Source organism: Brochothrix sp. (assembly GCF_017549435.1).
Taxonomy (GTDB): domain Bacteria; phylum Bacillota; class Bacilli; order Lactobacillales; family Listeriaceae; genus Brochothrix; species Brochothrix thermosphacta.
The window spans coordinates 1-11,971 of sequence record NZ_JAFYUW010000158.1 but is presented as its reverse complement, the minus strand read 5'-3'; the positions used below and the strand labels follow the sequence as shown (position 1 = coordinate 11,971).

Sequence of the window (11,971 nt, the reverse complement as noted above, 5' to 3'; positions counted from 1 at the left end):
TTTTGGAGTTGAGTGGTGTTCAAACAAATGTTATGAACGTAATAATTTCTCTAATACAATGCCACCAGCGCCTTGTGAAACAATATCATAAGAATCTTTGGCAGGGTACACATTAGTAGAAATACCTGAAAAAGGCGCGAGCCGTTCAGCAATTGTCCGTTGAACAACTTCGAAAAATGAACTTTTAGGAATCAATGTCCCGCCGCAAACGACGGTATCTGGTTGATAAACGATGATCTGATTACTTAATGCGATGCCATAATAATAGGCTGCCTCTTCAAGTACGTTTTTACAGAGTGTATCCCCATTTTCAGATGCACTTAAAATGTCGAAAAAATCGATTTCTTCAATACTTGAGACAACCTCGGATAGTTGTGATGTTTCGCCAGCGTTAACACGTTGGATAATAGCCGCTTTAATAGCAGGTAATGAGCTAAATGTGCGTAAACAACCTTTTGCCCCACAGCTACAGACCGGCCCCTGAGAATCAATGATTGTATGCCCAAATGTAAATGACATTCCATTTGAACTCAAAGGTGTTCCGCCATGTGTTAAAGTGCAACTTCTTAGCTCCATATCGCTTGTGCTGAATAAAAAACGACGGCTTGATGCCCCATAATTCAAACGGTATTCGGCTAGCGCTGCAAAGTTAACGCCACTGCCAATGGTCACTTTGGAAGGAAGTTGTGCTTCAATATAAGCTTCCAGCGTTTTAATTTCAGTGGTTAAATCATTTTTTTTATGGTCGAACGAATCAAAATAATCATCGATTGAAAGCCCGGTTCCAATAATAGAAGTAAAAGATAAATTAGCGGTTGTTACTAATTTTTTTGTTTCTGTAATAATAAAATCTAATGTGTCATAAATAGAGGTGAAGTGTGCGGTCTTTATTTTTGCTTGTTGTTTAATGGATAGATGAAGGTCAAGCAGTGATATTGTAGAATAGAGTGCAGTGACTTCAATACCAATTAAATAAGCAGCATCGGGTGTTATTTGGTACAGGTTGGGTTTACGTCCGCCAGTGGAAACCGTTGATGATTTTACCGATACCAAGTTATTTTTTTGAAGCTCATCTAGTAAACGTGCGCATGTCGCATGAGTTGTATTCGTTTGAAGCATCAGTGTTTCGGCTTTAATGGGGCCGTTTTTCTGAATCGCGCGATAGAGCGTTTTTAATTTGTTAATTTTAGCAGATTTCGGTTGATGAAAACTTTCCAACATCGCATTCATAATAATAAATGCCCCCCTTTGCGAGTGGTCTCTAAAAGAAGATTAGCAAACAAAGTATTTAAAAGCAAGTCGAGACATCGGTCATAAATAACTTATTATCAAAATGATAAAAAGTTCTTTACTTTTTAAAAACGTCATGTTACGATTTATGTATCGAAACAATGAAAGCGCTTTACAAATTGAGGAGGAATTAATATGCATAAAACAAATGAAATTTTAGAGGCAAAAGCTTATATTGAAAAACACACAAAAGTGACACCAACAATCGGTATTATTTTAGGATCAGGATTAGGTCCATTCGCTGATACATTAGAAGATGCAGTTCACATTCCATATGATGAAATTCCACATTTTGCTAAATCAGCGGCTGTTGGCCACGCAAATGAATTAGTTATTGGTACAATTGCTGGAAAAACAGTCGTTGCAATGAAAGGCCGTTTCCACTACTATGAAGGATTTACACTCGATCAAGTAACATTCCCTGTACGTGTCATGAAGGCATTAGGAATGGAAAAAATGATTGTTACTAACGCGTGTGGTGCTGTTAATACTGATTTTAGTCCTGGAGATTTAATGTTAATCACAGATCACATTAACTTAACGGCAAATAATCCGTTAATGGGTCCAAACAACGATGAACTGGGTGTGCGTTTCCTTGATGTTTCAGAAGTGTACAGCAAACAATTACGCAGCGTTGTCTCAGACGTAGCTAAAGATCAAAATGTTACTTTGCAAGAAGGCGTTTATGCATGGTGGACGGGACCTACTTATGAAACACCTGCTGAAATCCGTATGATTCGTACGTTAGGTGCTGATGCAGTCGGGATGTCAACAGTTCCTGAAGCATTGATTGCACGTCATGCAGGTATCGAAACAGTAGGTATTTCATGCTTAACTAATATGGCTTGCGGTATTTTAGATCAACCATTAAACCATGAAGAAGTCATTGAAACAGCTGAGCGAGTAAAATCAACATTCTTAAAATTAGTAACAGAAGTGATTGCACGTTTCTAATCTGATATGATTTGTGTTCGCAAGTTTGCCTCCTCAAAGGAAGTGCTGTTCTCGCGAAAACATTAGCACAGAGTAAGCGCATTGACAGCAATAATAAAACAACACCACTAACGAGGAGGTAAGACAGATGGGCATTAAAAATCGTTTAAAAATCATGTCATTTTTACAGTATTTTATTTGGGGTAGTTGGTTAATCACAATGGGTTCCTATATGATTAACACATTAGGATTTACGGGTGCCGAAGTTGGGATTGTCTACAGTTCAAAAGGGATTGCAGCGATATTGATGCCGAGTATTATTGGTATTATTGCGGATAAATGGGTACGGGCCAATTGGTTATTCACACTGTGCCACTTTATTGCAGCCATCGCCTTGTTTTATGCAGCATCCGTGACGGACTCTGCAACGATGTTTTGGGTAATGCTTGTAAACGCAATGGTATTTATGCCAACATTGGCCTTATCAAACACGGTATCGTATGCTGTGTTAGAAAAGTACAAATTAGATACTGTAGCAAATTTCCCAGGAATACGTGTTTTTGGAACCATTGGTTTCATCGTTGCTATGTGGGCAATTAGCTTACTTGGACTTGAGCTTAGTAAAGCGCAATTGTACATCGCTTCAGGCGCATCATTGGCACTAGCGTTGTATTCATTGACGTTACCATCTATTCCAGTTGTGAAGAAAAAAGGCAAACAAGGCTGGGTTAGTTTGTTAGGCTTAGAGGCATTTGTATTATTTAAAAAGCCGAAAATGGCAATTTTCTTCTTATTCTCTATGTTATTAGGTGTTGTTTTACAAATTACAAATACATTTGGAAATCCATTCTTACATGATTTTGGTTTAAACCCAGAATTTGCGGGTAGCTTAGTTGTTAAATACCCATCAATTTTACTGTCTGTGTCACAAATAGCTGAAGTGTTTTTCATCTTGGCGATTCCATTTTTCTTGAAAAAATATGGAATTAAGAAAGTTATTTTGATGAGTATGATTGCTTGGACATTACGTTTTGGATTGTTTGCCTTTGGCGATCCATCACCACTAGGTTTCACTTTCTTATTGTTATCAATGATTGTATACGGTTGCGCATTTGACTTCTTCAATGTCTCTGGATCGATTTTTATCGAGCAAGAGGTGGATTCAAGCATTCGTGCGAGCGCTCAAGGTTTATTCATGACAATGGTTAACGGCTTGGGAGCTTATGTCGGTGCGATTGGTAGTGGAATGATTGTTGATTACTTTACAGTGGATGGCGTTAAAAATTGGCCAGCGATTTGGTTAATATTTGCGGCGTACACATTAGTATTAGCTGTGATTTTCCACTTCACATTCCATTACAAGCACGATGTTGAGAAAATGAAAAATGTAAAAGTATAACAACAAATTTTTTACAAAAGATGAACATAAACGAGTGAAATTTTAGATTAAAGCATTCTGACGATATATGTCAGAGTGCTTTTTTGTTATGCCGAAATAGGACTATAACAGCTTTGAATTTAGTGTAATACAGCACAACGTTGAAATATTGACACAACTCTGTCGTTGCTCCAAATTAAGCAACGAGATGGAAACCCTTACATGTCAGTGTTTTCGGTCTTTATAGTGGTAGAAGCGTTTAACCTACTTATCATTTGTTAATATCATCTGTATGAGAGAATACTGTGTTAGTATTCTAAACTATAATTAGAATACAAGATAAGTAATCATAATAGGAGGTTTTAAAAATGATGAAAAATGACATGAAACAAAATAGCACAGAGAAACATTATGAATGGCAAGGTTTTAATCGTGGTGACTGGGAAAATGGTGTGGATGTTCGTGAATTTATCCAAAAAAACTATACAGCCTATGATGGCGACGATCAATTTTTAGCGGGTCCAACAGAAGCAACAAATGCTTTATGGGCGCAAGTAATGAAATTAAATGAAGAAGAACGTAAGGCCGGCGGTGTGTTGGATATGGATACGAAAGTTGTATCGAGTATTACTTCGCATGGTCCTGGCTATTTAAATAAAGAATTAGAAACAATTGTTGGTTTCCAAACAGAGAAACCATTCAAACGTGGTTTACAACCTTTCGGTGGTATTCGTATGAGTGAACAAGCTGCTGAATCTTATGGCTTTAAGATTGATGAAGAGATATCACATATCTTCTCTGAATATCGTAAAACACATAACCAAGGTGTTTTTGATGCCTATACACCAGCAATGCGTGCTGCTCGTAAATCAGGAATCATTACTGGTTTACCAGATGCTTATGGTCGTGGCCGTATTATCGGTGATTACCGTCGTGTAGCATTATACGGAATTGATCATTTAATTGCCTTGAAAAAAGCAGATTTAAATACTTCAAATGACAATGCAATGTTAGAAGATGTTATTCGTCAACGTGAAGAAATTAATGAACAAATTCGTGCATTAGCAGAATTAAAAAAATTAGGGCAAACATACGGGTTTGATATTTCACGTCCAGCTGCAAATACGCAAGAAGCATTCCAATGGTTATACTTAGGTTATCTTGCTGCAATCAAAGAACAAAACGGAGCAGCGATGTCATTAGGCCGTACATCAACATTCCTTGATATTTATATTGAACGCGATTTAAAAAATGGCACATTAACCGAAGAAAGTGTACAAGAAATTGTCGATCATTTCATTATGAAATTACGTTTGGTTAAATTTGCACGAACACCAGATTACAATGAGTTATTCTCAGGTGATCCAACATGGGTAACTGAATCAATCGGTGGTGTAGGTGAAGATGGTCGTCATCTTGTAACTAAAAACAGTTTCCGTTTCTTACATACACTAAGTAACTTAGGACCAGCGCCTGAGCCAAACTTAACTGTTTTATGGTCAACACGTTTACCACAAGGTTTTAAAAACTTCTGTGCGATGATGTCGATTGAAACGTCAGCTATTCAATATGAAAATGATGATGTAATGCGTTCTGATTGGGGCGATGATTACGGGATTGCTTGTTGTGTATCAGCAATGCGTATCGGTAAACAAATGCAATTCTTTGGTGCGCGTGCCAACTTAGCTAAAACATTACTTTACGCTATTAATGGTGGTGTAGATGAAAAGAGCAAAGAACAAGTGTCGCCAGCATACCGTGCGATTACTTCAGAAGTATTAGATTTTGATGAAGTAATGGAAAAATATGATGTAATGATGGATTGGATTGCAGAATTATATCTCAATACATTAAACGTGATTCACTTCATGCATGATAAATATTCATACGAACGCATCGAAATGGCACTTCATGACACAGATGTTTTACGTACGATGGCAACAGGTATCGCAGGTCTCTCGGTTACTGTCGATTCATTATCAGCAATTAAATACGCAACAGTTAAAACAATTCGTGATGAAAACGGTATTGTAGTTGATTACACAATTGAAGGTGATTATCCTAAATACGGTAACAATGATGACCGTGCCGATGATATTGCTGTTTGGTTATTAAAAACATTTATGACTAAAGTTAAAAAACACCCAACATACCGTAATGCAAAACATACAACATCTGTTTTAACAATTACTTCTAATGTTGTTTATGGTAAGAAAACAGGGAACACACCAGATGGTCGTCGTGAAGGCGAAGCGTTTGCACCTGGAGCAAACCCAATGCATGGTCGCGACACTAAAGGGGCATTAGCATCATTAGCATCTGTTGCTAAACTGCCATATAGCGAAGGACAAGATGGAATTTCAAACACATTCTCAATCGTACCGAAAGCTTTAGGCCGTGAAGAAAATTCTCAAATTAGTAACCTTGTCGGTATGTTAGATGGTTATTCAGCTAAAATGGGACATCATTTAAATATTAACGTCTTTAGTCGCGATACATTATTAGACGCAATGGACCATCCAGAAGACTATCCACAATTAACAATTCGTGTATCTGGTTACGCTGTTAACTTCATTAAATTAACACGTGAACAACAGTTAGAAGTTATTAAACGAACTATGCATGAAACAATGTAGTAAAAGCGGGTATTGCGTGTGAAGCACTTAATAAAGCGTTAAATGAAAGGATGAAGAACAATGACAGGATCTGCAATTGGCCGTGTACACTCCGTTGAATCAATGGGGACTGTTGATGGCCCAGGCATTCGTTTTATCGTATTTATGCAAGGGTGTTTGTTACGTTGTCAGTTTTGCCACAATCCAGATACTTGGAAAATTGGTACTGGAACAGAACGTACAGCACAAGAAGTATTTGATGAAGCGATACAATATAAAGAGTTCTGGGATGCATCAGGCGGTGGAATCACGGTCAGTGGGGGTGAGCCATTGCTTCATCTCGATTTTTTAATCGATTTATTCACATTGTGTAAAGAAGCGGGTGTTCATACAACGATAGATTCATGTGGTGGTTGTTTTAGTCGCTCACCTAAATTTATTGATAAAATGGATCGATTGTTGGCAGTGACTGATTTAATCATGTTGGATATTAAACAGATTAATCCAGCTAAACATCGTGAACTTACAACGCGTCCTAATGCACCAATTTTAGATTTTGCCCATTATCTGCGCGATCATGAGCAACCCATCTGGATTCGTCATGTTTTGATACCAACAAAAACGGATGATCCGCAAGACTTGACCGATTTAAATACTTTTATTGAAACATTGCCAAACGTTGAACGGGTAGAGGTGTTGCCTTACCATACAATGGGTGTTTACAAATGGAAAGAATTAGGATTGGAATACCCGTTGGAAGGTATCAATGCACCTGAAAGTCCAGTTGTTGAAATGGCGAATGAATTATTAGGTACAGCTAAATATAATTAAATGGAAACCGCTAGGGTTAAATATCCTAGCGGTTTTTTGTCTTCTTTACTATTCTAGGTAGAATAGTGTTAGCCGTCAAAATTTCTGATAACATTTATACAGCCATTGCTATACTGAGCTAATTAATTTTTTGAGGACAAATAAAAACCATTTTATTAAGTTGCTCTAATTTCATCTTATGAGATATCTAGAGTGAGAGCAGTGTTGTATCTTTTTAACTATAAAATCCGATTAAACAGACGAAGAACCCACCAGTTATTAATAGTAAGTGTTAGACGATAGTTATAAAATCAAAAAACCATTTAAGATGAAAATATACTATGTTATAATTGAAAAGTGATTCCTATTCGGATATGAGAATTACTTAGACACACTAAAATATACTATATTGGGGGATTTAAAATGAAAAAATTATTTATTTTATTATCCGCAATACTATCTTTAGGAATCGTCAGTACTGTGTACGCTGCTAATACTGGCGACACAAATTGGTCAAATGAGTACCGAGTATGGAGTCCGAATGACTATACACCTGCACGTAAAAAAACCAATGCAACAGCATATTATAACAAAGTTAAAACGATTACTTCTATTAACTATATAAATATATGGGCAGCATTAGGAAATGGTACTGATGTTTCTGCTGGTCGCACTTATAAAGCGTATAAGGGAGATGTAACTTTTTTATATAATCTTGCACATGAAAACTATAGAGGTAGTACCGTTAGAATTGATTCAAGAAGAATTGCAAATGGTTCATCTACTGGGATATGGAGTCCTGATAGCGTAAGATAATAGCTTTAGACCGAATAGGAATTTACGTTTTTTTACAACATATAAGGATATGGCGGTGTATCGATGCTCCATTTTATTTTTTTAAGAATGAAACGAACCTCACTATATATTGGTATAGTACTTGGTATTATAATTTCTTTGACACACATCTTCACTAGAGTAATACCTTTTGTAAATAGTAATGATCGTATGTTTACACCATTTACAATGTGGTTAGGTATTGATTCATTTAGTTTTTTAAATTTGCTTTTTTATTTATTAATACAATTGATAAGTAGTTTAGCTTTTTCTGATACATTGAAGAAAGATATAGATAATGGATTTATTTATCAAGTTAAAGTACGAACTGAATCTAAAAAATATTTTAGTGGTGTTTTTATAGCAGCTTTTTTGGGAGGCACACTAATGATTTCTATTCCATTATTACTTAACCAAATAATCACTTTATTACTATTGCCTAGTTATTTACCTGATGAATTAATAAATCGTAATATCGCATTAATATCAACTAGTACTTTGTTTGTTGATCTTTATTATTCTCATCCATATCTCCATTTAATGTTCTACACATTTCTAGCGTCATTATGGGGAGGTCTTTTTGCATGTTTTACTCTTGCAATTTCACTTTGGTTAAAAAATAATATGATAGTTATTTTTTCAGCTTTCTTATTACAGCTAGTACTTTATTTAATCAATACACTTGTCATTACTCAAATGTCTATTACACCATTTGATTTTTTACCTGAAACGATATTATTCCGTAGTGTTACATTGCCGATAGTAAGTATAGCATCCATAGCAATAGCAATTGTATCTATTGCATTTTACTGGATTGGAGTGTAACGAAATGTTTGGCTGTAAGCAGCATATACGTAATATAATAGTCACACACTGGCGAACGTTCTTATTAATAAACACAGCTATATTTATTTCTGCAGTTCTTACAATGAAAAATACGCGTAATATAGGTGAGATAAATTCTAAGATTATTGTGGATGAAATATCTAGTATTTATGCAGATTTTTTCATGAATTATCCTTTTTTAATGATAGCTATTTTCTCTATGACGTTATACCACATACAAGATATTTTTATTCAACAATCTCGTAAATTAATAATTACCAAGCAAGTAACAGGCATTATTGTATTACAGCTTTCAACAATCATTAGTTTTTCTTTGGGAATATTTATCTATCCTATTGAACAGTTAAGTAAATTTGAATTGGCTTATTATGTAGGGTTATTGCTTATCAAATTTCTTTGTTTTGGTATTGTAGCTGCTTTTGTTCTAGTAATCAAAGAAGTTATTGATAATACTGTATTAGCAACAACTACAATATTCGCATTTCTTATACTAAACTTCATTTTGAAAATCAATAAGTTACCTTCTTTATTATTTTTCACAACAGATGGGCGTTTTATTTCTATTTTCACTAATATTTTTCTAGCGCTAGGAATTGAATTAATATTTATATGGTTACTTTCTCTTATTATGATACGAAAGGATTATATGTATGATTAAAATAGAATTTTCATATTTTTTAAAAATTTTAGCAAAGCCTCTTTTTTTTAACAACAATGCTTGTTTGCCTGCTATTGGCATTTTCGCTAAGTAGTTTATATAGCAATGATTTTTTAGCAACTGCTTTTTTTAATGGTGTAGATAAAAAATTTCTATATACAGGTTTTGAATTTCCCATTTTTTGGTTTGTTTTTTACGCCGCTCCGCTTTTTTTGTTAAGTAGCTATATACAACACTATTATTCTCGACGAGCACCACAATTAATAGTAAATCGTTTTTGCCGTAAAAAAATCCACGGTGCTCAATTATTGATTTCCCTAGTATTTTGCTTTTTTTATTCTCTAGTAACATTGGTAATCTTAGCCTGCTTAACGAGTACATCTTTTAGCAGTCAGATGTTAGGTGAATATATAATAAATAATGTATTTGTATTTTATAGTCTACTTTTAATTTCTCAAGTTAGTTTATTATGGATATTACAGTTAATACTCTTAATATTTAATTTTCTAACAACACCTTTGATTGCTATAACCGGAACACTTGTATTATTGATTATTACAATGAAAACAACATTTATGTTTAATTTTTTAAATTTCACAATGATTAGTCGTTGGAAAGACACTACGTTTTTCCAAATGAGTGTTTGGATAGGATTAAGTATTTTTCTTATCATAGCGTCTTATCATTTAATGACACATAAAGATCTATATACAAAGGAGTAAATTATATGAAATCGTATCTTACCATTTCAGAACTTTCAAAAAAAATAAAAGGACATACTGTCCTTGATAACATAAATTTAACTGTGGATTCTGGTAAAATTTATGGTTTTAAGGGTATTAATGGTTCAGGAAAAACAATGTTATTACGTGCAATCTTAGCCTTGATTAAAACTACAGGCTCCATTGAAATCAAAGGTGAACCTGTAACTTTAAGTAAACCCTACCCCGTGTCAGTGGGTGTTTTAATTGAAAATCCTAGTTTAATTACTGAATTTTCCGCAGTTAAAAATCTGAGCCTTATTGCTAGTCTACAAACTGATACTACAGAAAAGGATATTGTAGATACTTTGTTATTAGTAGGATTAGATCCGACAGATACAAGGAAAGTGAAAAAGTATTCATTAGGAATGAAACAAAAATTAGGTCTTGCGCAAGCTTTTTTAGGCAACAACGAATTACTTGTATTGGATGAACCAACAAACGCACTCGATAGTAAAAGTGTAGCGCATTTAAAAATAGTATTGAAGAATTTTGCAAAAGAAGGAAAAACCATTTTGCTTACCTGTCATGATGCTGCATTTATCGATGATGTTGCTGATGAAATGTTTGAATTGGAAGCAGGAAAACTTTTATGATTAGACATAAAAAATGGATAATGGTAGCGATCATTCTTATAGTACTCGCTGTACTACAATATCGGAATGTTAATTTGAACATTACTAATCAGACTGTTATTAAATATAATTTTAACTTAAATGAAGAAATTACGACTCCTACTTTTAAATTGACACCAAAATCTACTAATGTAGAATATGTCCCTGATGAGGAAATTTATAGAATTATGATTAATCTTGAGGTAAAAAAAACTAATGCTGAATCAGATGATTTGTCATTATTACCACATCTATGGATTACTCCAAAATATAACGGAGCTAACCAAACTATTGATTTTAGATTAGATAATGGAGTGATTGTTGATCGTAATTATTGGAGGAAGAATGGTGAAGTTATAGCAACTGCTACTTTTGAATTACCTAAAGAACGCATTGAATTAAGCAATGAAAATATAGCTTTTGAAGTATTAGTTAATGAGAAAAATCAATATCATCGTTATAGTATGCAACTAAATCGAAATTTATTTTCACATTGAAAATAATATTTTATTACTCCTATAGAGATAATGTAACTGAGATTGAACTAGATTTATAAAGAACTTACTATGTTATATCTAGGAAATAAAGGCTCATCTAGAATTTGAAACTAGTAATTTTAAGAAAAGCGAGTCATTTTGAATCAGTCAAAAAACTGATTTATTTAGCTCTATAATTTATGGTGTTGGTGATTTTTCACTGACGCCTCTTTTTTTACAAAAAAAAAACATCATTCTCAAAATTTCATAAGCGCAAAAAAACTCACTAGACCTGAAATTCAAGTTTTAACTCTTTATCTTTCTAACGTTGTTTTTCGTCTCCAGTTGCAACACCTGTTCTCTTGCAAAATTTCAGAACAAACAAAAAAATATTAGACCTGAAATCTAAATGGTAAAGTCGACATGGATCAGTCAACCCTCATTTAAGATTTCTAGTCTAACGAGTGATTTTTCGCATTCCAATTTTGATAAAGTAGAATGAGCTTGTAATTCTTTCACTATTAAATTGCTAAAAATTCTTCCAAGTATTCTTTGTCTGTGATTAAAAAATTATTGTTCTCAGTTGCGAGTGCACCATGTTCACGCAGCTCACGTAAAATCCTACTAACGCTTGTATCAGAGCTTATCCCACAAAAGGCAGCAATATCTTCATTTGTAATATGAATGCTGAGTTGGATTCCTTCAGTTGTTTGTACGCCAAATTGTTGAGATAGTTCCAATAATAATGCGCATAAC

The 11,971-nt window shown here is 34.2% G+C and carries 11 protein-coding genes; 9 read left to right on the top strand and 2 right to left on the bottom strand.

The genetic code is table 11. The features are described 5' to 3' along the window. Positions 1-30: 30 nt before the first annotated feature. On the bottom strand, positions 31-1,230 hold the full coding sequence (locus tag IKV95_RS10360; protein ID WP_051535994.1) for an ROK family protein: 1,200 nt from the start codon (positions 1,228-1,230) through the stop codon (positions 31-33). Positions 1,231-1,425: 195 nt separating this feature from the next. On the opposite strand from IKV95_RS10360, the gene IKV95_RS10355 reads away from it, so the two are divergent. The 9 genes from IKV95_RS10355 (at position 1,426) to IKV95_RS10315 (ending at position 11,236) form a co-directional block, all read left to right on the top strand. Next, positions 1,426-2,244, top strand: a complete 819-nt coding sequence (locus IKV95_RS10355) for a purine-nucleoside phosphorylase (protein ID WP_029091858.1) — start codon at positions 1,426-1,428, stop codon at positions 2,242-2,244. Between the two features lie 127 nt (positions 2,245-2,371). After that, the gene (locus IKV95_RS10350; protein WP_029091859.1) at positions 2,372-3,622 is read left to right on the top strand and encodes a nucleoside permease; all 1,251 of its coding nucleotides are present in this window, start codon (positions 2,372-2,374) and stop codon (positions 3,620-3,622) included. A 362-nt stretch (positions 3,623-3,984) separates the two neighbouring features. After that, a complete protein-coding gene (pflB, locus tag IKV95_RS10345) occupies positions 3,985-6,237 on the top strand; it encodes a formate C-acetyltransferase (protein WP_287451782.1) in 2,253 nt (750 codons plus the stop codon). A 60-nt stretch (positions 6,238-6,297) separates the two neighbouring features. Next, positions 6,298-7,047: a pyruvate formate-lyase-activating protein gene (gene pflA, locus IKV95_RS10340; RefSeq protein ID WP_069125616.1), complete on the top strand. Its 750-nt coding sequence runs from the start codon at positions 6,298-6,300 to the stop codon at positions 7,045-7,047. 402 nt (positions 7,048-7,449) lie between these two features. After that, positions 7,450-7,842, top strand: coding sequence for a hypothetical protein (locus IKV95_RS10335; RefSeq protein ID WP_287451780.1), 393 nt, complete (start codon positions 7,450-7,452; stop codon positions 7,840-7,842). Positions 7,843-7,905: 63 nt separating this feature from the next. Continuing rightward, positions 7,906-8,685 (top strand): hypothetical protein, encoded by a 780-nt coding sequence (locus IKV95_RS10330; protein WP_287451779.1) that lies wholly within the window; start codon positions 7,906-7,908, stop codon positions 8,683-8,685. A gap of 4 nt (positions 8,686-8,689) precedes the next feature. After that, a complete protein-coding gene (locus tag IKV95_RS10325) occupies positions 8,690-9,364 on the top strand; it encodes a hypothetical protein (RefSeq protein ID WP_287451778.1) in 675 nt (224 codons plus the stop codon). A 727-nt stretch (positions 9,365-10,091) separates the two neighbouring features. Further along, complete coding sequence (locus IKV95_RS10320) at positions 10,092-10,721, top strand: ATP-binding cassette domain-containing protein (RefSeq protein WP_287451777.1); 630 nt, start codon at positions 10,092-10,094, stop codon at positions 10,719-10,721. After that, positions 10,718-11,236, top strand: coding sequence for a hypothetical protein (locus IKV95_RS10315; protein WP_287451776.1), 519 nt, complete (start codon positions 10,718-10,720; stop codon positions 11,234-11,236). The genes IKV95_RS10320 and IKV95_RS10315 overlap by 4 nt, the downstream gene beginning before the upstream one ends. A 500-nt stretch (positions 11,237-11,736) precedes the next feature. On the opposite strand, the gene IKV95_RS10310 is transcribed toward IKV95_RS10315, so the two are convergent. Beyond that, positions 11,737-11,971, bottom strand: a 235-nt coding sequence (locus tag IKV95_RS10310) for a helix-turn-helix domain-containing protein (RefSeq protein ID WP_287451774.1), incomplete at its 5' end; no start/stop codon positions are given.